This is a genomic window from Brachybacterium alimentarium, assembly GCF_002332425.1.
Lineage (GTDB): Bacteria > Actinomycetota > Actinomycetes > Actinomycetales > Dermabacteraceae > Brachybacterium > Brachybacterium alimentarium.
On the sequence record NZ_NRGS01000005.1, the window covers coordinates 45,839 to 66,972 of the forward strand.

Sequence of the window (21,134 nt, forward strand, 5' to 3'; positions counted from 1 at the left end):
TGGTGCAAAAGTTGCAGTCCGCACTCCGCACTCCGCACTCCGCAGTCCGCAGTTCGCAGTCCGCAGTCCGGCGCGACGCGGAGCGGACCGGACTGCACGGCAGCAGCGACGGCAGCGGCACGAGGCACGCAGGCGGCCGCTGGACGGCACGTAGACGAGATGCAGAGGACACGCAGAGGACCCATATGGCCATGACCCTGAAGGATGTCGCGGCGCGAGCGGAGGTCTCCATCGCGACCGCCTCCCGCTCCTTCCAGCGCCCGGACCTGGTCGGAGAGGCCACGCGGGAGAAGGTGCTCGCCGCCGCGGCGGAGATCGGCTACAGCCCCAACCGCAGCGCCCGCGCCCTGATCACGGGCCGGTCCGGAGTGTACGGCGTGATCGTGCCGGACCTCGAGAACCCGTTCTTCCCGGCGGTCCTCAAGGGTGCTCAGGCGCGCGCTCATCAGCTCGGCGCCCAGCTGCTGATCACCGACGCCGGGGAAGCGCCGGACGGCGAGCTGCCGCTCGTGCGCACCCTCGCGCCTCAGGTCGACGGGATCGTGCTGTGCTCGAGCCGGATGGACGAGGGCGTCCTGCGCGAGGCCGCGAGGCTCGTCCCGCTCAGCCTGGTCAACCGGGTCTCCCCGGTGCTGCCGGGGGTCTTCGCGGATCCCGTCCCCGGCATCCCCTCCGCCATCCGGCATCTGCATCGCATGGGCCACCGCCACCTCGGCTACGTGGGCGGCCCGAGCATCAGCCGCTCGGACTCCGTGCGCCGCACGGTGATCGAGCGTGTGTGTCAGGAGATCGGCATGGAGTGGACGGACATCGGCTCCTTCGCGCCGACGGTCGAGGGCGGCCGGCGCGGCGCCGAGGCCCTGCTGCTCACCGAGGTCACCGCAGTCCTCGTCTACAACGACTTCATGGCGCTCGCCCTGATGGAGCGTCTGCGCGGCTTCGGAGTGGACGTGCCCGGCGAGATCAGCGTGGTGGGCTGGGACGACATCGAGTTCTCAGCGCTGGTCACGCCCGGACTGAGCACCGTGCAGGTGCCGCGCTACGACATGGGGGTCGCAGCCGTCGACCTGCTTCACGACGGAGACGTGCACGCGGGAGCGCGGGCCGACGGGGGAGACGGTGAGCACGGGGCGGAGGGCCCCGACGGCGGCTCCTCGGCGCACGCCCGGCTCGGCCTGCCCACCCGGTTCGTCCCGCGCGGATCGACCGCGAAGGTCGTCGTGCGCGAGTAGCCGTCGCCCATGAGCGACCCGAGCACTCCGAGCGGAGAGGTCCCCGGCGTCGGGAGCCCGCAGCGCGGGCGCCGGCCGTGCACGGCCGCTCGACGGTCGCGGTCCTCAGCCCACGAACACCGACAGCAGCAGCACCATGCCCAGCCCCACCAGCGAGTTGCACAGCTGGAACAGGCCCCAGGTCTTCAGAGTGTCCTTGACGGAGAGCCCGAAGTACCCCTTGAACAGCCAGAACGCTGCGTCGTTGACGTGGGTGAAGGTGTTGGAGCCGGCCGCCGTGGCGAGCACCAGGAGCGCCGGGTCGATCCCGCCGGTCATCGCGCCGGTGGACGGGTCGATGACCGCAGCGCCGATGATGCCTGCGGCGGTCATCGCGGAGACCACGCCCTGACCGGTGGCCAGTCGCAGCAGCACCGTGATCAACCAGGCCATGACGTAGGGGTTGGCATCCACCCCGGTCATCAGCGTGCCGATGAAGTCGCCGATGCCGGTGTCGATGATGACCTCCTTCAGAGCGCCGCCGGCACCGATGATCAGCACGACCATGGCGATGGCCCTCACGGCCTCCTCGAACCGTTCCATCACCCAGCTGAAGTCCCGCTTCTGCGCGGTGCCGAACAGGACGAAGGCAGCGATCATCGCGATCGTGATCGCCACCTCGGAGGATCCGACGAAGTTCACGATGTCGTACGCCAGGGTGTCCTCGACCAGCCAGATGTTCGCGACCGTCGCGCCCACCATGATCGCGACGGGGATCAGCGGGGTGAGGAGCGAGACGGCGAAGCTCGGGCGGTCCTCCGGGGCGACCGCCTCGTCGGCCTGCATGATCTCGGGGATGGCGAAGTCGAGAGTGCCCAGGAAGCGGGGGAGGACCCAACCGGTCACGGCGATCGTCACGATCGCGACGGGGATCCCGTAGATGTAGACCATGCCGTTGTCCGCGCCGTAGGCATCGACCAGGGCCACCGGGCCGGGCTGCGGCACGAACAGCGAGTGCGCGGTCGTGGTGGCCGCGACCGCCGGGATCGCGAGCTTCATGAAGGGCAGCTTCGCCTCATGGGCGACCGCGATGATCAGCGGTGCGAGCACGATGAAAGCGACTTCGTAGAACATCGCCAACCCGAAGACCAGTCCGCACACCACCAGGGAGACCTTCACCCACCGCACGCCGAGCGTGGCGATCAGCGTCTGGGCGATCTGGGTGGCGGCCCCGGAATCGACCATGAGCTTGCCGATCACTGCGCCGAAGACGACGAGGATCGCGAGGGACCCCAGCGTGCTGCCGAAGCCCGTGGTCATCGTCTCCAGCAGCGAGCCGAGCGTGATCGCGTCCCCGGGCAGCCAGCCCGCGGAGACCGAGACCATCTCTGCGACACCGGTGAACAGTGCCGCCAGGAGCAGCGCGAGCATCGCATTGAGCTTGTACTTCATGTTCAGCCACAGCATCAGCGCGATGCCGAGGGCGATCCACAGGACGTGGAGCAGGGCCATGGGGTCCTCCGAGGGGTCGACGGGTCGGCAGCGGGGGTGACGGGGAGATGGGGTGTGACGGGCCGGAAGCGGGGGCCGACGGGTCAGCAGCGGGCCGCGTCACACTGCCGACGATCCCGGGTAAATTCCTCTGGGGAACTTACTGTGGTTCGTGCACGAAGGTTCTCGCCGTCCGGTCGGACGAACGCCCTGAAAATGGCTATGATCTGCACCGATGGGCGTTGCCAGAGCTTGCCGGGGAGAGAGTCCTCACCGGTGTGAGCTGCGGAGCATGGTGCTCTGGGCCGCACCGGGCTCGCGACGGTGGCCTCCTGCCGGGGAGCGGGCCTACGCTTCCGCGTGGTGCATCGACGGTTCGCGTCGGTGCCGGATCTGGTCGAGAGGATCGCCATGGAGCTGTCGGAGGCTGTGCGCCGCCGCGCTGAACGGGCCCCGGGCCCCCGTCGTCGGTCGCGCGCCGGGCTGCTGATCGTGGCGGTCGGTGCTCTGATGGTGGTCGTCTACGCCGCGGCGTTCCTCGGGGTCATGCGCCTCGAGGGTCATGACTTCTCCTGGATCAGCGCCGTCTACTGGACCATCACCACGATGTCCACGCTCGGTTACGGCGATGTCACGTTCGAGTCAGATCTGGGCCGTCTGCTCTCGATCATCGTGCTGCTCAGCGGCGTCGTCTACATGCTGGTGCTGCTGCCCTTCTTCGTCATCCAGTACGTCGTCACCCCGTGGCTGGACCGCCGCCGCATGGCCCGCACGCCGCGCAAGGTTCCCGCCCTGCTGCGCGATCACGTCCTGCTCGTGGGGTCGGACGCCGTCACCCAGGCCTTCGCCGCTCGCGCCGAGCGCTCGCGGGTGCCCGCAGTGCTCGTGGTGGAGGACCCGGTCGAAGCGGGGCTGCTGCATGACCAGGGTCGACAGGTCGTCGTCGGCCCCTTGGACTCCGCACAGACCTACCGCAACGCCGGTGCCGACCGGGCCCGCCTGGTGGCCTCGACGCTCTCGGACACGGCCAACACCAACGTCGCCTTCACCGTCCGCCAGGTCTCCGGGGACGTCCCCGTCGCCGTCACCGCGAGCAAGCCGGTCTCCACCGACGTGCTCTCCCTGGCCGGTTCCGACCACGTGCTCGAGCTGGGCGCCGTGCTGGGTCGGGAGATGGCCGGGCGCGTTCTGGGCACGACCGGCCGCGTGCATCGCATCGGCAGCTTCGGCGAGACGATCATCGCCGAGGCCGCCGCACGCGGCACCGCGCTCGTGGGGCTCACCCTGGAGCAGGCGATCGGCGAGCTGCGCTGCTGCGTGCGGATCCTGGCGCTGCTGCGCAAGGGCAGGCTGCGCCCGATGAAGCCCGAGTCGACCATCACCGACTCCACCGTGCTGATCCTTGCCGGCGAGGCACCGGAGCTCGCCGCCTACGACGAGCAGTTCCAGGTCCATGAGCAGTCCGAGGACCCGGTGATCATCCTCGGCGGCGGCCGGGTGGGACGCTCCGCCTCGCGCGAGCTCACCGCGCAAGGACTGCCGAACACGATCGTCGAGCAGCTGCCCGGGCGGGTGGAGAACTCCTACTCCGCCCTCGAGGGCACCGCGAGCTACCGCGTCATCGACGGCGACGCCGCCGATCAGCGCATCCTGCGCCGGGCAGGCCTGGAGAGCGCGTCCGCCGTGCTCGTCACCCCGCGCGATGACGACCTGAACGTCTACCTCACCCTGTTCTGCCGACGACTGCGGCCCGAGCTGCAGGTCGTCTCCCGCGCCACCTACGAGCGCAACGTCGCGACCCTCTACCGGGCGGGAGCGGACGGGGTCCTGTCCTACGCGACGATCGGTGCGACCGACCTGTGGAACCATGCCGGACTCAGCCACCGGGTGCTGGTCGCCGAGGGCAACGAGCTGTTCCTCGTGCCGCGGCCCTCCTCCCTGGTGCGACGGTCCGTGCGCGATGCCGAGGTGCACCGCCGCACGGGCTGCCACATCGTCGCCGTGGGGGACGAGGACGGCACCCTCAGCTACGACACCGAGTCGATCCCGTCGGCGCCCGGGAAGCTGCTGCTGCTCGGCGACCGCCACGCCGAGCGGCTGTTCCGCCAGACCTATCTGAAGCATCGGCGCTTCCGCTCCGGCGATCGCGCAGGAGCCGCCCGATAGCCTCGACCCGGATCGTGCGCGCAGTCCGCAGCGCACATCCTGCTGCCCGCAGTCCGTCCGGCGCAGCCCGCCCCGCCCTCATCCGACGCATCCTCAGGAGAGACATGACCGCCGCACCCGTGAAGCTCGCCCTCGGCGACCAGGCCCCCGACTTCGATCTGCCCACCGCCGGGGGAGGGCGAGTCAGCCTGTCCGAGCTGCGCGGCGCACCGGCGCTGCTCTGGTTCTACCCGGCCGCGAACACTTCGCTGTGCACCAAGCAGGCCTGCGACCTGCGCGACAACCACCAGATGTTCCTCGACGCGGGCTACCGAGTGGTGGGCATCTCCCCGGATCCGATCGCCGAGCTGGATCGCTTCGTGGAGAAGCAGGAGCTGCCCTACACGCTCGCCGGCGACGAGTCCCATCAGGTGATGGAGGCCTACGGCGCCTGGGGCGAGAAGAACATGTACGGCAAGAAGGTCCAGGGCACGATCCGCTCGACCTTCGCGATCGACGCCGAGGGCATCCTGACCTTCGTGAAGTACCGCGTGGGAACCCCGAAGCACATCGCGCTGCTGCAGGAGAAGCTGGGCCTCTGAGACGGCCGACGGGACGGTCCGGGAGCTCTCGATCCGTCAATGTGACGTGATCTGCTCGCTTCCGCTTTGGAGCACCCGCCGTGCTCCCGTATGCTGTTCCGGCGTGCCCTGCTCAGTGCGGGGCGCCAGGAGACGTGGCAGAGCGGCCGAATGCGCTCCCCTGCTAAGGGAGTAGGCGACCAAAATCGCCTCGGAGGTTCAAATCCTCTCGTCTCCGCCGAGGAGAATGGCCCCTGACCTGCGATCAGATCGCAGTTCAGGGGCCGTTCTCGTGCCGTGCCGTGCCGTGCCGTGCCGTGCCGTGCCGTGCCGGCCGGTTCTGGGTGGACGCGCCTGGTTCAGGGCGACCCGGGCTGGACCCGGCTCTCAGCCGACGCAGTCGGCGGTCGTGCTCACTCGGGGGTCTCCGCGAGGGTCGTCCACTCCGGGCCGGAGCTCTCGAGCAGGTCGGGGTCGCGCACCACGTCGGCCTGGACACCGCTGCGCAGCCTGCTCGCGAGCTCCTGCAGGGATTCCCGCAGCAGCGCGCGCGCCCGGGAGCCGTCTCCCTGGGAGAGCGCGTCCAGGAGCGACTCGTGCATGCTCGTGAGATCGGCGCGCACACCGAAGCCGAGCGGGTCGGAGAAGCTGCCCATCCGGGTGAGGATGACGATCGTGTTCATCGCCGCGCCCAGGAACCGGTTCTGAGCGATCTCCGCGAGCTGCTGGTGCAGATCGAGATCGGCATTGCCCGCCTCGATGACCTCCTCGGCGGCCAGCGCCGCCCGGGAGCGCTCGATGCAGACGCGCAGAGGCGCGACCAGTCGGTCGGCCCCGGCGTCGTCCCCGGCTCTGCGCAGGGCCGTGATCCGGTCCGCGACGATGGTCGCCGCCTGCATCTCGATCCCGAGGCGGTAGTCGATGAAGTCCGACATGGTCTCGGCATCCATGTGGGTGACGAACAGGCCGCGGCCGGGCACCTGCGTGAGCAGACCGTCGCGGACCAGACGCTGGCAGGCTTCGCGCAGCGAGGAGCGGGAGATGCCCATCTGGCGGGACACCTGCACCTCGGGCACGGGATCACCCGGGCGCAGGTCGCCGTAGTAGATCGCGTTGCGCAGCTCGAGCTCGGCCTGATCGATGATCGAGGGCCGTCGCAGCGGCTGCATCATCGGCAGCTGCACGCGTTCTTGGCGAAAGGTCATCGCCGTCCTCCTGTTCCGGCGCGGACCGCACGGTCCTCGCGTGGCGTCATCGTAGAACGGGCGGAGGCCCGAACGCCTCCCTCCGGGCCTCGCCAGTCGCTCGCCTCACTCCCGTCGGCGCGGCGAGAGGCGTGCGGGCCGTGGTCGGCGTTCACCTCGGGGTCACGACCCCGTTACGAATGGTGGTCCTGTGCACAGAGGATCGGCGACGCCTATACGCTTGTCCGGAATCCGATATCCAGACATCAGATTGTCGGACACCGCGCACGCCGTCGAGCATGCGCCACCGTCCGACGGTCCGTCGCCCAGCGAGAGGGAGTCCCAATATGTACAACCGTCGATCGTTCTTCCGAGGAAGCGGACTCGTCCTGTCCGCCGCAGCGCTGGGTGGAGGCCTCGCCGCCTGCAGCCAGACCAGCACGGGCGGGGGCGACACCAGCGACGGCGGCGGGGGCGACCTGCTCAGCAAGCTCCAGGACGCCGGGAAGATCACCGTCGGCTTCGCCGGTGAGGCCCCGTACAGCTTCGATGACAACGGCGAGCTGACCGGTGCGACCGTGGCCATGCACCGTGAGATCTTCGGCGAGCTGGGCATCGACGAGGTCGAGGGCAAGCTCACCGACTGGAACTCGCTGATCCCGGGCCTGAACTCCCAGCAGTTCGACGCGGTCAGCGCCGGCATGTCGATCCTTCCGGAGCGCTGCGCCGAGGCCGCCTTCAGCGAGCCGGAGTTCCAGTACACGACCGCGCTCATGGTGCCCAAGGGCAACCCCGAGGGTCTGAAGGACATGCAGTCCTTCGTCGACTCCGGCCTCAAGGTCGCCACCATGAGCGGCGCCATCGAGAGCACCTACGCGAAGGACCTCGACCTCGACAGCATCGAGGTCGGCGGCCCGCAGGACGGCGTGGACGCGATCAACAGCGGCAACGCCGATGCCTTCGCACTCACCGCGATCTCGCTGAACTGGCTGGCCGACAACTCGAACAACGACCTCGAGGTGACCGACAGCTTCGTGGCCGAGATCGACGGGGTCAAGCAGGTCGGCGCCGGCGGCACCGTGTTCCGCAAGGCGGACACCTCCCTGCTCGATGCCTACAACGAGAAGCTCGCGGAGATCATCAGCGATCCGGAGCGCTACCTCTCGATCGTGGGCGACTTCGGGTTCACGGAGGAGGAGCTCCCGCCGAAGGAGATGACCGCGGAGATCCTCTGCGACGGCGATCTCTCCTCCCTGCAGTGATGCCCGATCCTCATGTCGATCCCGCTCCGGCGCGTTCCTTCTCGGGACGCGCCGGAGCGGCGCATGACCAGGAGGTGATCCACCGATGGATGGTGTGATCGGTTTCTTCGAGAAGCTCGGACCGAATCTTGAGATCCTCGTGGCCCGGATGCCGCAGATCCTCGACGGCATCCAGGCCACCGTTCTGGCGACCGCCCTGGGCGGGCTGCTGGCCCTGGTCATCGCCATCGTGTTCGGCATCGCGCAGGTCGCGAAGTACGCCGCCGTGCGCATCGCGGCGCGCATCTTCGTGGAGTTCTTCCGCGGCACCTCGCTCGTCGTCCAGCTCTTCTGGCTGGCGTTCGTGCTTCCCCAGCTGCCCTATCCGTTCGGCTGGCGGCTCGCCCCGCTGGTCGTCGCCGTCCTGGCGCTCGGGCTGAACTACGGCGCCTACGGCGCCGAAGTGGTGCGCGGCTCGATCGGTTCGGTGCCCCGCGGCCAGTACGAGGCGATCAGCGCGCTCAGCCTGAGCCCGATGCGCGGCATGTTCCGCGTGATCATCCCGCAGGCGTGGGCCCTGATGCTCCCGTCGTTGTCCAACCTCTGGATCCAGCTGCTCAAGGGCAGCGCGATCGTGAGCACCGTGCTGCTGTACGACCTCTACTTCCGGGTGGAGCAGGTCCGTGATCAGACCGGCACCTGGTTCGCCTTCCTGTTCGCCCTGCTGGCCTACTACCTCCTCGCCTGGGTGATCGTGATCATCATGAATGCCCTCGAGGTGAGGGCGAAGCACAAGATCGGTCGCGGACCGGCCCTGTCGAAGTCCTGGGGGATGCTGTTCCGTGCCCCGGGCAGCGTCGTCAAGGGAGGTGCTCTCGTATGAACCCGTCATGGTGGGACTGGAACCACGCCGCGACCGTCTTCCCGCTGCTTCTGCAGGGATTCAAGATCACTCTGCTGGCGACCGTGCTGGGCACGCTCATCGCCGTCGTGCTGGGCCTGGTCGTCGCGATCATCCGACGGATCGCGCCGACCATCATCCGCAACCCGGTGACCTGGGTCGTGGAGTTCATCCGGATGACCCCGCTCGTGGTGCAGCTGGTGTTCGCGAACCTGGTGCTGTCGCCCTACATCGAATCGACGCTCGCGATCGGCATCTGGGTGCTCGGCATCCACTACACGACCTATATGGCCGAGGTGTACCGCGCCGGCATCGACTCGGTCGCCAAGGGGCAGTGGGAGGCGGCCACCGCGCTGTCGCTGCCCGTTGCGCGCACCTGGCGGGCCGTGGTCATCCCGCAGGCGATCCGCAACACCCTGCCGGCCCTGGGCAACTACGCGATCTCCATGTTCAAGGAGACGCCGTTCTTCGTGGTCATCTACATCCCGGAGATGGTCCGGGTCGCCCAGACCTACGGAGGGGATACGTTCCGCTACACCGAGTCGATCACCCTGGCCGGCCTGATCTTCTTGGTCGCGAGCTACCCGACGTCCCTCCTGATCCGACGACTGGAGAAGAAACTTGCCTGACAACGCTGACAATGCTGGACAGCCCGGAATTCCGCATATCGAATTCCGCGACGTAGTCAAGAAGTTCGGTGACAACACCGTGCTCAACGACCTCAACTTCACCGTCGCCAAGGGGGAGCGCGTCACCCTGATCGGGCCCTCCGGCTCCGGCAAGACGACGATCCTGCGCCTGGTGATGACGCTCGAGGAGCTCACCGGCGGGTACGTCTTCGTCGGCGGCGATCCGCTGCAGTACGAGGACAGGGGCGGCAAGCGCCAGAGGGTCCCCGACAAGGTCCGCCGTCGTACGACCACCCAGATCGGGATGGTGTTCCAGCACTTCAACCTGTTCCCGAACATGTCGGTGCTGGAGAACATCATCGAAGCGCCCCTCCACGTGATGGGCCTGTCCAAGGCCGAGGCGATCCCCAAGGCAGAGGCTCTGCTGGAGAAGGTCGGCATGGCGGACAAGCGGGACTTCAACCCCTCGCAGCTCTCCGGCGGCCAGCAGCAGCGCGTGGCGATCGCGCGTGCGCTCGCCATGGACCCCGAGGTCCTGCTGCTGGACGAGGTCACCTCGGCGCTGGATCCCGAGCTGGTGGGGGAGGTGCTCACCGTGCTGAAGGACATCGCCGAGGAGACCGACATCTCCATGCTGATCGTGACTCACGAGATGCAGTTCGCCCGGGACGTCTCGGATCGAGTGATGATGTTCGACGAGGGACGGATCGTCGAGGAGGGAGCGCCGGAGAAGATCTTCAGCTCGCCGGAGAGCCAGCGCACGCAGGACTTCCTGCGCGCGGTGCTCTGAGCCGTCCACCGAGGGATCCGCGGCGTCCCGCCCTACGCCTCGCCGCCGCGGATCCTCCGGCCGTCCCGTCCGCAGATCGGGCCGTGACGAGTTCTGCTCGTCCAGCGCGATAGTCTGTGCCCGTTCGTTCCGCGCCGAAGCGGTCGCCCCAGCTGTCGGCGGCCGCTGAGCTGCGCCGCCGACCCAGGAGGCCCCGTGCCAGATTCCGATGCCATTGCCGTACCGACCTTGACGAGCGAGTTCCCCGTCGTCGGCGATGATCCCCATATCGATGCCCCGTTGCGCGCGACGGTCCGTCGACTCTCGACCCTGCTCGGTCGCACTCTCGCCGATCAGCACGGTCCCGAGATGCTCGAACTCGTCGAGCAGGTCCGCAAGCTGACCAAGGACGCCAAGTCGGCCCACTCCGAGGCCGAGGCCCAGGACGTCCAGGAGCGTCTGGCCGAGCTGCCGCTCGAGCAGGCCACTGCCCTCACCCGCGCGTTCGCGCAGTACTTCCTGCTGGCCAATGCCGCCGAGCAGGTCTACCGCGTGCGTGCCCTGCGCGAGCGCCCCACGGCCGAATCGTGGGTCCCGCGCACCGTCGCGGCGGTCCACGAGTCCGTCGGCTCCGACGGGCTGCAGGAGGCCATGGACTCCCTGGACGTGCGCTTGATCTTCACCGCGCACCCCACGGAGGCCTCGCGCCGGGCGGTCCTCACCAAACTGCGCAAGCTCTCCGATCTGCTCGAGAAGGACACGGTCGAGGGCACCTCGGAGAGGCGCCTGCAGGACCATCGCCTCTCCGAGCTCATCGAGTCGCTGTGGCAGACCGACGAGCTGCGCCGCCAGCGGCCCACCCCGCAGGACGAGTCGCGCAACGTGCTCTACTACCTGCGCCAGCTCTACCGCCAGACGATGCCCGGCTTCCTCGGGGATCTGCGCGAGGAGCTGCGTGCCCACGGCGCCGACCTGCAGGAACGCCAGGTGCCCCTGCGCTTCGGCTCCTGGATCGGCGGCGACCGCGACGGCAACCCGTTCGTGACCGCCGAGGTCACCCGCGAGGTGCTCCAGCTGCAGGCCGAGACCGCGGTGGACCTCGCGATCGACATCATCACCGAGCTGATCTCGGACCTGTCGATCTCGAGCGCCCTGACCGGCGAGGACGAGGAGCTGCAGGCGAGCCTCGAGGCCGATCTCGAGTTCGCCTCCGAGGTCGACGAGGTCCAGCAGAGCATGTACGCCGAGGAGCCCTACCGGCTCAAGCTCGGCACCATGCGCGCCAAGCTCCGGGCCACCCGGGAGCGGATCCGCACCGGCGAGGCGCACGTCCCGGGCAAGGACTACCTCGACAACGCGGAGCTCCAGGACGACTTCTCGGTGCTGCGTGCGGCGCTGTCCCGCCACGGCGGCAAGCGCGCCGCGGACGGCGAGATCGCGATCGCGCAGCAGGTGCTGGCCGCCTCCGGCCTGAACCTCGCGATCCTCGACGTGCGCGAGCACTCGGAGAAGCACCACGAGGTGCTGGCCCGCCTGTTCGACCGCGTCGGCGAGCTGGATCGTCCGTACGCGGAGCTCAGCCGCGACGAGCGCACCAAGGTGCTCGCCGCCGAGCTCGCGAGCCGGCGCCCCCTGGTGGGCACCGCGCTCAGCGAGGACAAGACCATCCTCGACGACGCCACCCGCACCACCTACAAGGTGTTCGGCGAGATCCGCGACGCCCACCGGCAGTACGGCCAGTCCTGCATCGAGACCTACATCGTCTCGATGACCCATGGCGCCGACGACATCCTCGCCGTCGCTCTGCTGGCCCGAGAAGCCGGCCTGGTGACCCTTCCCGGTGGCGAGCAGAACCGTTCGGACATCAGCTTCGCGCCGCTGCTCGAGGAGGTCGCCGAGCTGCGTCACGCCGGCGAGATCCTCGACGAGCTGCTGAGCGATCCCTCCTACCGCGAGATCGTGCGCCTGCGCGGCGATCTCCAGGAGGTCATGCTCGGCTACTCGGACGGCAACAAGGACTCCGGCGTCATCACCAGCCAGTGGGAGATCCACCAGGCCCAGCGCCGTCTGCGCGACGTCGCCGCCCGTCACGGGGTCACGCTGCGTCTGTTCCACGGCCGCGGCGGCTCCGTCGGCCGTGGCGGCGGCCCGACCTACGACGCGATCCTGGCCCAGCCGTACGGCGTGCTCGAGGGCGAGATCAAGTTCACCGAGCAGGGCGAGGTCATCTCGGACAAGTACATGCTGCCGACGCTCGCCCGGGAGAACCTGGACCTGTCGCTGGCCGCTGTGCTCGAGGGCTCCGCGCTGCACACCTCGCCGCGTTCCACGCCCGAGCAGCTGGAGCACTTCGGGGACGTCATGCAGACGGTCTCCGACGCCTCCTACCAGCGGTACCGCACGCTGGCCGACGATCCGGACCTGCCCGAGTACTTCGTGACCTCCACCCCGGTGGAGCAGCTCGGCGATCTGAACATCGGCTCGCGTCCCTCCAAGCGCGCGACCTCGGAGAAGGGCCTGGACGGTCTGCGGGCGATCCCGTGGGTGTTCGGGTGGACCCAGTCGCGGCAGATCGTGCCGGGCTGGTTCGGTGCCGGGTCGGGCCTGAAGGCCGCACGTGAGGCGGGCCTGGAACCCGATCTGCACGACATGCTGCGCAACTGGCACTTCTTCCGCACTGTGATCAGCAACGTCGAGATGACGCTCGCCAAGACGGACATGGCGATCGCCGCGCACTACGTGCACTCGCTGGTGCCGGAGCGGCTGTGGCCGCTGTTCGATCGCATCAAGGCGGAGTACGAGCTCTCGGTCGCCGAGATCGAGCGTCTGACCGGCGTGCTGGGTCTGCTGGACAACCAGCCGATCCTCAAGCGCACGCTTGCGGTGCGCGATCGCTACCTGGATCCGATCTCCTACATGCAGGTCGCGATGCTCCAGCGTGCCCGGGCCGCCACGGCACGGGGCGAGGAGCTCTCGCCCGAGCTGCAGCGGGCCCTGCTGACCACCATCAATGGTGTGGCAGCGGGTCTGAAGAACACCGGGTGACCTCAGCGTTCAACGTGGGAGGCCCCCGACGATCCTGGTGATCGTCGGGGGCCTTCCTCGTGCGGGGTGTCGTCCGGGCGCGAACCCGTCGGCTCAGCGGGCGGTGCCGTCGACCGCGAACTCGTCGAGCCGGGCGAGCTCCTCCGCGGCGAAGTCGAGGTGCTCGATCGTCTCGATGTTCTGCTCGAGCTGACGCACGGAGGACGCGCCGACCAGGGTGGTCGCCACGGTGGGGTGACGGAGCGCCCAGGCCAGAGCGAGCTGGGCGAGGCTCTGGCCGCGCTCGTGGGCGATGCCATTCAGGCCGTGCCTCCGAGCCTGGTAGGTGTGGTCATGGACCTGGCGCGAGGTGAGGGAGCCGCCGGTGCCGCTCGCGCGGGAGCCCTGCGGCACCCCGGACATGTATTTGTTCGTCAGCAGGCCCTGCTGCAGCGGGGAGAAGACCGCGAGTCCGATGCCCAGGTCGGTCGCGGTTTCGAGCAGGCCGTTCTCGATGTGGCGGTTGAACATCGAGTACGAGGGCTGATGGATGAGCAGGGGAGTGCCGAGGTCGGCGAGGATCGCGGCGGCCTCGCGGGTCTTCTGCGGGGAGTAGTTCGAGATGCCGGCATAGAGCGCCTTCCCGCTGCGCACCGCGTGGTCCAGCGCCCCCATGGTCTCCTCGAGCGGGGTCTCGGGGTCCTCGCGGTGGTGGTAGAAGATGTCGACATGGTCCAGGCCGAGCCGATCCAACGACTGGTCCAGGGAGTTCAGCAGGTACTTGCGCGAGCCGCCGTCGCCGTAGGGGCCGGGCCACATGAGGTACCCGGCCTTCGACGAGATCACGAGCTCGTCGCGGTGGTGGCGGAAGTCCTGCTCGAGGATGCGACCCAGGTGGGTCTCCGCGCTGCCCGGGGGCGGGCCGTAGTTGTTGGCCAGGTCGAAGTGGGTCACGCCCAGATCGAAGGCCCGTCGGACGATCGCGCGCATGGTCTGGGGATCGCGATCGTCCCCGAAGTTCTGCCAGAGGCCCAGCGAGATCGGGGGCAGGCGCAGGCCGGATCGCCCTACTCGCCGATAGGGCGTCGAGGCGTAACGGTCGGCGGCGGGGACGAAGGCGTCGGTGCTCATCGGCACATTCTACGGGCCTGCGCCCTCCGCAGACAACGGAGATGCAGGTCAGCCCGCCTGCAGCGGGCGCTCCATGACATCCATCCCGAGACCCTCCACCTGGAGCCAGTCAGGGTTCCCGGCGAAGGGCACGCTGGCACCCGTGCGGACGAAGCCGTGCCGCTCGTACCAGGCGTGCAGCTCCGGCCGCGACTGCAGCACCCGGATCATCAGGATCTCGATCCCGGCCTCACGCAGATGCTCCGCCTGGGCCTCCAGGAGACGGCCGCCGAGCCCGCGGGACTGGAGGCCCGGATGCACGGCGAACAGACCGAGCTCGGCACGCGTCATGCCGTCGTCGTCGGCCGGTTCCTGCCGGGTGTAGCAGCAGCCGACCACTCGGGGCCCGCTCGGTGCGGGGCTGTCTGCGGCGTGCCCGGGCTGCTCGGCGTGCTCTGCGTGCCCGGGGCTCGTGGTGGGCGCGTCGTCCGCGGCTTCGACGCTGTCCGGGCCGGAGGCATCCGCGAGCGTGTCGAGCCCGTCGAGCCCGTCGACCGTGTCGATCTCGGCGGCGAGCAGGGTGACCGCGGGGTCCGCGAGCATCTCGCGCACCTCCGCAGCATGGGTGCGGGAGCCGCTGACCAGGTGCGCCTCGGTGGTCCAGCCGCCCTCGCCGCGATAGGCGACCTGGACCAGGTCCACGATCACGTCGACGTCGGCCTCTCGGGCCGGGCGCACCGTGATCGCGCTCGCTGCGGCAGGGGTGGTGGACGAGGCGGCGGTCGAGCCGGCGGAGGCGGCTGCGTCGGAGATGTGCGTGGTCATGAGATCACCTCGGAGCGTTGGAGGGCGGCGAGCAGACCGTGCCCGTCGGGGGCCGTGACGGTCAGCGGGGCGTCGGCACCGCGGCGTCGGCTCGGGAGCGGGCGCAGGGTGCCATGAGCGAGCAGCTGCTCGGATTCGGTGAGCTGCCGGATGGCGATCGCCTCGACGAGCTCGGGATGCTCGGCGGCGAACTCGGCATAGATCGACGGATCGTGCTGGCCGTCGTCCCCGACGAGGAGCCAGCGCCGCTGCGGGAACAGCTCCGCGAGCCGGCGCAGGGCCCGTGCCTTGTGCTCGCGGCCGGAGCGGAAGAAGCCCGTGTTCGTGGGGCCCCAGTCGGTCAGCAGCAGCGCCCCGTCGGGATAGCCGTTCTTGTAGAGGAACCGCTTGAGCACGGGAAACACGTTCCAGGCGCCCGTGGACAGGTACAGCACCGGAAGCCCGGGGTGCTCGCGGGCGAGGCGCTGGTAGAGCATCGGCATTCCCGGGACCACCTGGCGCGAGGACTGGTGCATGACGAAGGCGTTCCAGAAGGCGAGCAGGGGGCGCGGCAGCAGGGTCACCATGACGGTGTCGTCGATATCGCTGACCAGGCCGACGGTCGCCTCCGGCGGGAAGACGCTGATCTCGGCGGTCACCTCGTTGCCGGCGACGGTCCACAGCACGGCCTCGTGCTCGCCGGGCTCGAGGTCGACGTCGAGCTCGACATCGACGATCCCGGAACGATCGGCGCGCACGCTGTATTCACGACCGCCCAGCAGGATGCGCACCGTGCGGAAGGGCGCTACCTGGCTGGTGAAGTTCCGCCAGCCGCGCACGGCCATCGTGCGCATGTCGTGGACCGGCTTGTCATGGAAGTCGGCAGGGCTGCCCGGTGCGGCGTAGAGGACTTTGGCGAGCACGCGCACTCGGGTGGAGGAGCCGTAGCCGTGGAAGGGCTGCAGGCGCAGATCCCAGTGCAGCCTGCGCAGCGCGCTGCCGACGGTCGCGTTCTTGACGTCCTCGAAGCGGGCCGCCCAATGCAGACGCCCCCGGTCCGGCCCGTCCTGCTCCGTGGTCGTTACGGAGAGGACCGGGCGGGAACCGGAGGCGGCTCGACGGGTGGAGAACACCGACTCTCAGAGGCCTCGGGCCATCTTCAGCCAGGCACCGTCGGGATCGTCCTCGACGACCTCCCAGCGGTCCCCGGTGTCCGCGAACCCGAGGGACTCGTACAGCGAGCTCGCGACCTCGTTCTTGGGGCCGACGTAGAGCGTGACGGTGTCCGCCCCGTCCTCGCGAGCCCAGTCGAAAACCGCCTCGGCGAGCTTCACCGCGATGCCGCTCTTGCGCGCCGAGGGCAGGACCCACATCGCCTGGAGCTCGCGCTCGTTGGCGGGGGAGTCGCCCTCGTGGCGCACCGCGACGACCGCGACCGGCTGACCGTCATCGACCGCGAGGAACCATGCGGCCTCTCGGACGCGCTTCTTCCAGACCTTGTCCTCGTACGTGGACTCCGTCTCCCAGCTCTGCCCGAAGGCCGAAGGGTCGGTGCTGAGAGACCGGAGACGGATCTCGCGCACGAGCGACCAGTCGTCGTCGTGGGCGCGGATGATTTCGGCCATTGCTGTCCTCCTGAGCCGTCGTTGCGTGGCCACCGGCGCTGAGGCCGTAGCGAACACGCCCTGGCGAATGTGCGTGGCCGGGTTCTGGCACCGGACACGCTTTCCACAGCATTGTAGGGCGCATGGCGATTCGGCGCTCACCACATGCCCATCGTTGACACAATGGGCCCCATGTCCTCCCTCCGCGTACTCACCGTCTGCACCGGCAATGTCTGCCGTTCACCCGCAGCGGCGGTGATGCTGCGTCAGGAGATGATCGATGCGGGCCTCTCCGGCGACGTGGAGGTGGGCTCCGCCGGCACCAGCTGGGAGGCCGAGGGGATGCCGATGGACGACCGCACCGAGCTGGCCCTCGTGCGCGCCGGATATGAGCGGCCCTTCGAGCACACCGCGCGCACGATCCACCTCACTGAGCTGCTGGCGTGGGACCTCGTGCTGGGGATGACGGCCGAGCACGTCCAGCGGCTGCGGCGGATGGCCGAGCAGGCGCCCGACGGCGACAGCGGGCCGGAGATCGCGCTGTGGCGACGCTTCGACCCCGAGATCGCGGCGAGCGCGCTGGAGACGGAGATCGCCGTGGACGACCCCTGGTACGAGGGTCAGGGAGCCTTCGACCGGACGATCGTGCAGATGCAGCGGAGCCTGCCGGCGATCCTCGCGCACGTGCAGGAATCGCTCGACCAGCGTCGCGGTCGCTGACGCGATGCTGCTGGCGGGCGCTGACCCGCCGACCGTTCAGTACGCATGAGGCCCACGCATAACGCATGAGGCCACGCATGAGACCCATGCGGGGCCCGGTAGGGGCTCGCGCGGGGATACGCGCCGTGCGCACGCGGAGGTGCGGTCAGGTCACTTGCCGGGGGTCTTCGACGATCCCTGTCCGGTGGCGTGGCGGCTGTACCAGGTGGCACCCGCGAACCCGGCGGTGGTGAGGAAGCCGATCCCGAGTGCGACCACGAGGACCTGCTTCACTCGGCCGAAGGCCGAGTTGGAATCCGGCGACGAGACCGCATTGAGCAGCTGGACGATCGGGCCGCCCTCCTGCTGCGTGGCGACCGGGACGGCGGGCTCGGGCTCCGCGGTCGGCGCGGGCTCCGACGTCGTCGTCTCGGGGGCAGCTGCGGGCGCCTCGGTCGACTCCGTCGTCTCGGCGGACTCGCTGGGCTCGGCGGCTTCCGGCTCGCGCGGGGGATCCGTCGGGTCGTTGTCCGTCGTCGCCGGGGCGGCGGCTTCGGTCTTCTGCTCGGTCGTCTCGGGGGCCTGACGCTGCTGCGCTGCGGTGCGTTGAGCGTCAGGTTCCTTCTCAGCCGACGGTGCGACTTCGGAGGGTGCCTTGGTAGTGGTCGGCACCTTGGTCGGGGTCGTCGGACCATCCGTCGGAGTCGAGGGTTGGGAGTCGTCCGTGGACTCCGTCGGGGTCTGGTCGCCCGACGGGGTCTCTACCGGATCGTCGTCTTCACCCTCGCCTTCGCCTTCGTCGTCGCCCTGTTCGCCGTCGTCCTCTTCGCCCTCGCCCTCGCCGCCGTCGTCGCCGTCGTCGCCGTCGTCGCCGCCGTCGCCGTCGCCGTCGCCGTCGCAGGCGTCGTCGGTATCACAGTCTTCACCAGCGCAGTCGGTGTTCTGAGATGCCCGTCGAAGTACAGACGGCACAACCTGACCATCCTTGCTTTTCTCGCCGTTCTCTCCTGCGTTGTCGCAGGGCGAAACGCTCCCGGTCTCGGTCTCGGTCTCGGTCTCTGTCGAGGTGCCGCTAGTCGTCGTGGACGTCCCTGTTCCTGTCGCCGGCTCAGTGGGAGTCTCCGGCGTGGTCTCGGTGTGCTGATCCTCGGTTTGCTGAGGGGACGACTCCTCACCTTCTTCAGGTGCGCCTTCCTCCTGTGCGACAGGGTCTTCAGGCTCCGGCACAGCTGGGGCTACCGGCGATTTATCTGCAGGAGGCAATTCGGGAGCGACGGGCTCGACCGGATCGGTCTCGGCGGTGGTGCTGGCGTCCGAAGCGTCGGAATCGGCAGTCTCTGCGAGTGCGGGCAGAGCGGCTGTGGGGAGCGCGATGGTGAGGGCTGCGGAGCAGGCGAACATGCGTGAACGTAGGCGCATAGGCGCGGTCCCCCCTCTCCTTGTCGCGAGCTCGCAAGCTGTAGTCGGCGTCATCTCCGATGGGTCCGGCCGAGCATATTACCCTACCGACCCTTTACTTCCACCTTCCATGCTCCGGCCTCTGCGGGGCCCGACGCAAGGGGGTGTGGACGGCGCCACCATGGCGTGACATGCGCAATATTGACCGTGACTTGGTGAACTCTTGACCATCCACCTGCGTCTTTGGGGCATTCCCTCCTACGCGCCAGCGTGCGCGATCGCCGCTCGAGCGATGTGGAGGATGAGTGAATCGACTGGTGACGGGCAGGTAACTAGAAGGGCGTGTTGGCAGCGGCGTGGCGGTGTCGCGCGTTGCGCATTGGGGCAGGCCGACCTCGGCGTGTCGGTCGGGACGCTTTGCCCTGTGACCCCCAAAGGGTTGCAAGATGACGCACGTCACAATGCGGGGTGCGGGTGGAGTCTGCTGATCCGGAGGAGCGGAGCGCCGATCCGGAGGAGCAGGCCCGAGAAGAGTCGGGCTGACGGGGACCGTCAGTGGTGCGCCGCAGCCATCCAGGGACGGCGATCCGTGACCGGTGCGCCGGGGCGGAAGAAGAGCCAGAGGCGGGGAGCAGCGCGCTGCTCCCCGCCGAGAGATCACTCCGCCAGGGCGTCGTCCACGAGAGCCTTCGCTGCCGTCTGGACCTCGTCGAGGTGGTCCTCGCCGCGGAAGGACTCCGCATAGATCTTGTAGACGTCCTCCGTGCCGGACGGGCGGGCGGCGAACCAGGCCGACTCGGTCGAGACCTTCAGGCCGCCGATCGCGCCGCCGGAAGGCGCCTCGGTGATCGCCGAGACGATCGGCTCGCCGGCGAGCTCCGTCGCGATGACCTGATCGGGGCTGAGCGCCTTGAGCTTCGCCTTCTGCTCGCGATCGGCGGGGGCGTCGATGCGGGCGTAGGCGCTCGATCCGAACTCCTCCACCAGCTCCTCGTGCAGGGCGCTGGGGGAGCGGCCCGTCACCGCGAGCATCTCCGAGGCCAGCAGCGCGAGGATGATGCCGTCCTTGTCCGTCGTCCACACCGAGCCGTCCTGACGCAGGAACGAGGCCCCTGCGCTCTCCTCGCCGCCGAAGCCGACGGAGGAGTCGATCAGGCCCGGCACGAACCACTTGAAGCCCACGGGGACTTCGTACAGCTCGCGGCCCAGGGAGCCGACGACCCGGTCGATGAGGCTCGAGGAGACCACGGTCTTGCCGACCTTCGCCCCGGCCGGCCAGTTCGGTCGGTGGGCGAACAGGTACTGGATCGCCGTGGCCAGGTAATGGTTGGGGTTCATCAGCCCGCCATCGGGGGTGACGATGCCGTGGCGGTCGGAATCCGCATCGTTGCCGGTGGCGATGTCGAACTCGTGGCGCTTCTCCAGCAGCGAGGCCATCGCCCACGGGCTGGAGCAGTCCATGCGGATCTTGCCGTCGCGATCCAGGGTCATGAACGACCACTGCGGGTCGACCTCGGGATTGACGACGGTGAGGTCCAGGTCGTGCATCTCGCCGATCTCGGCCCAGTAGTCCACGGCCGCGCCGCCCAGGGGATCGGCGCCGATGCGCACGCCCGCCCGACGGATCGCCTCGAGGTCCACGACGCTCGTCAGGTCCTGCACATAGGTGTGGAGGTAGTCGTAGCGGCCGGCGTCCTGCAGCGCTTTCTGGCGTCCGTGGCGGCGCACGCCGTTCAGTCCGGCCGCGAGCAGCTGGTTCGCGCGATCCGCGATCCACGTGGTGGCATCGGAATCGGCGGGGCCGCCGTGCGGCGGGTTGTATTTGAAGCCGCCGTCACGCGGCGGGTTGTGGCTGGGGGTGACGACGATGCCGTCTGCTCGGCCGGGATCGTCCGCCGACCGGCCGCGGTTGTGGACCAGGATCGCGTGGGAGACGGCCGGGGTGGGCGTGTAGCCGTCCATCGAGTCGACCTGCGCCGAGACGTCGTTGCCGGCGAGCACCTCGAGCGCGGTGTCGAAGGCGGGGCGGGACAGGGCGTGGGTGTCGCGGCCGATGAACAGCGGCCCGCGGATGCCCTGGGAGGCGCGGTACTCGACGATCGCCTGTGTGGTCGCCGCGATGTGATCCTCGTTGAACTTGGTGTCCAGCGAGGAGCCGCGGTGGCCGGAGGTGCCGAAGGAGACCGCCTGATCGGGATCGGACGCATCAGGGTGGAGGTCGTAGTACGCATCGAGGAGAGCGTCGACATCGACGAGGTCCTCCGGAAGGGCCAGTTGGCCTGCACGGGGGTGCATGTTCATCACTCCGTCCTCGGGTGGGGTTGATGGCGCCACTCTAGGTCA

General features: G+C 69.1%; 17 protein-coding genes and 1 tRNA gene. 10 read left to right on the forward strand and 8 right to left on the reverse strand.

What is annotated here, in order from left to right:
- Positions 1 to 191: 191 nt before the first annotated feature.
- A complete protein-coding gene (locus CIK71_RS03470) occupies positions 192 to 1,232 on the forward strand; it encodes a LacI family DNA-binding transcriptional regulator (RefSeq protein ID WP_245857276.1) in 1,041 nt (346 codons plus the stop codon).
- Positions 1,233 to 1,337: 105 nt separating this feature from the next.
- Here CIK71_RS03470 and gntP read toward each other — a convergent pair whose 3' ends face one another.
- Positions 1,338 to 2,723, reverse strand: coding sequence for a gluconate permease GntP (gene gntP / locus CIK71_RS03475; RefSeq protein ID WP_096163799.1), 1,386 nt, complete (start codon positions 2,721 to 2,723; stop codon positions 1,338 to 1,340).
- Positions 2,724 to 3,062: 339 nt separating this feature from the next.
- Between gntP and CIK71_RS03480 the strand changes: the two genes are divergently transcribed.
- From CIK71_RS03480 to CIK71_RS03490, 3 genes are all read left to right on the forward strand, one after another.
- Positions 3,063 to 4,868: a potassium channel family protein gene (locus CIK71_RS03480; protein WP_241964025.1), complete on the forward strand. Its 1,806-nt coding sequence runs from the start codon at positions 3,063 to 3,065 to the stop codon at positions 4,866 to 4,868.
- Between the two features lie 104 nt (positions 4,869 to 4,972).
- Positions 4,973 to 5,449 carry a peroxiredoxin gene (locus CIK71_RS03485; protein WP_096163800.1) on the forward strand — a complete coding sequence of 159 codons (477 nt, stop codon included), beginning with the start codon at positions 4,973 to 4,975 and terminating at the stop codon, positions 5,447 to 5,449.
- Between the two features lie 128 nt (positions 5,450 to 5,577).
- Positions 5,578 to 5,666 (forward strand) — tRNA-Ser (locus CIK71_RS03490).
- Between the two features lie 175 nt (positions 5,667 to 5,841).
- Here the strand turns inward: CIK71_RS03490 and CIK71_RS03495 are convergent.
- Positions 5,842 to 6,633 (reverse strand): GntR family transcriptional regulator, encoded by a 792-nt coding sequence (locus tag CIK71_RS03495; RefSeq protein WP_096163801.1) that lies wholly within the window; start codon positions 6,631 to 6,633, stop codon positions 5,842 to 5,844.
- A 326-nt stretch (positions 6,634 to 6,959) separates the two neighbouring features.
- Between CIK71_RS03495 and CIK71_RS03500 the strand changes: the two genes are divergently transcribed.
- From CIK71_RS03500 to ppc, 5 genes are all read left to right on the forward strand, one after another.
- On the forward strand, positions 6,960 to 7,874 hold the full coding sequence (locus tag CIK71_RS03500) for a transporter substrate-binding domain-containing protein (protein WP_096163802.1): 915 nt from the start codon (positions 6,960 to 6,962) through the stop codon (positions 7,872 to 7,874).
- Positions 7,875 to 7,959: 85 nt separating this feature from the next.
- Positions 7,960 to 8,736, forward strand: coding sequence for an ectoine/hydroxyectoine ABC transporter permease subunit EhuC (gene ehuC, locus CIK71_RS03505; protein ID WP_096163803.1), 777 nt, complete (start codon positions 7,960 to 7,962; stop codon positions 8,734 to 8,736).
- Positions 8,733 to 9,383: an ectoine/hydroxyectoine ABC transporter permease subunit EhuD gene (gene ehuD, locus CIK71_RS03510; RefSeq protein ID WP_096163804.1), complete on the forward strand. Its 651-nt coding sequence runs from the start codon at positions 8,733 to 8,735 to the stop codon at positions 9,381 to 9,383. Before ehuC ends, ehuD begins: the two co-directional genes overlap by 4 nt.
- A complete protein-coding gene (gene ehuA / locus CIK71_RS03515) occupies positions 9,376 to 10,173 on the forward strand; it encodes an ectoine/hydroxyectoine ABC transporter ATP-binding protein EhuA (RefSeq protein ID WP_275542203.1) in 798 nt (265 codons plus the stop codon). Before ehuD ends, ehuA begins: the two co-directional genes overlap by 8 nt.
- A 195-nt stretch (positions 10,174 to 10,368) precedes the next feature.
- Positions 10,369 to 13,197 carry a phosphoenolpyruvate carboxylase gene (ppc, locus tag CIK71_RS03520; RefSeq protein ID WP_096163805.1) on the forward strand — a complete coding sequence of 943 codons (2,829 nt, stop codon included), beginning with the start codon at positions 10,369 to 10,371 and terminating at the stop codon, positions 13,195 to 13,197.
- Between the two features lie 93 nt (positions 13,198 to 13,290).
- On the opposite strand, the gene CIK71_RS03525 is transcribed toward ppc, so the two are convergent.
- Genes CIK71_RS03525 through CIK71_RS03540 form a run of 4 tightly spaced genes read right to left on the reverse strand, consistent with a single transcriptional unit; the run spans position 13,291 to position 16,715 of the window.
- Complete coding sequence (locus CIK71_RS03525) at positions 13,291 to 14,307, reverse strand: aldo/keto reductase (RefSeq protein WP_096163806.1); 1,017 nt, start codon at positions 14,305 to 14,307, stop codon at positions 13,291 to 13,293.
- Positions 14,308 to 14,355: 48 nt separating this feature from the next.
- Positions 14,356 to 15,111, reverse strand: coding sequence for a GNAT family N-acetyltransferase (locus CIK71_RS03530; RefSeq protein WP_176485524.1), 756 nt, complete (start codon positions 15,109 to 15,111; stop codon positions 14,356 to 14,358).
- The gene (locus CIK71_RS03535; RefSeq protein WP_176485525.1) at positions 15,108 to 16,223 is read right to left on the reverse strand and encodes an App1 family protein; all 1,116 of its coding nucleotides are present in this window, start codon (positions 16,221 to 16,223) and stop codon (positions 15,108 to 15,110) included. The genes CIK71_RS03530 and CIK71_RS03535 overlap by 4 nt, the downstream gene beginning before the upstream one ends.
- A 6-nt stretch (positions 16,224 to 16,229) precedes the next feature.
- Positions 16,230 to 16,715, reverse strand: coding sequence for a GNAT family N-acetyltransferase (locus CIK71_RS03540; RefSeq protein WP_096163807.1), 486 nt, complete (start codon positions 16,713 to 16,715; stop codon positions 16,230 to 16,232).
- A gap of 171 nt (positions 16,716 to 16,886) precedes the next feature.
- Here CIK71_RS03540 and CIK71_RS03545 point away from each other — a divergent pair, with 171 nt between their 5' ends.
- A complete protein-coding gene (locus tag CIK71_RS03545; protein WP_096163808.1) occupies positions 16,887 to 17,414 on the forward strand; it encodes an arsenate reductase/protein-tyrosine-phosphatase family protein in 528 nt (175 codons plus the stop codon).
- Between the two features lie 150 nt (positions 17,415 to 17,564).
- Here the strand turns inward: CIK71_RS03545 and CIK71_RS17640 are convergent, their stop codons facing one another.
- A complete protein-coding gene (locus tag CIK71_RS17640; RefSeq protein ID WP_176485526.1) occupies positions 17,565 to 18,794 on the reverse strand; it encodes a hypothetical protein in 1,230 nt (409 codons plus the stop codon).
- A gap of 654 nt (positions 18,795 to 19,448) precedes the next feature.
- A complete protein-coding gene (gene pgm, locus CIK71_RS03560) occupies positions 19,449 to 21,086 on the reverse strand; it encodes a phosphoglucomutase (alpha-D-glucose-1,6-bisphosphate-dependent) (RefSeq protein WP_096164212.1) in 1,638 nt (545 codons plus the stop codon).
- Positions 21,087 to 21,134 lie beyond the last annotated feature (48 nt).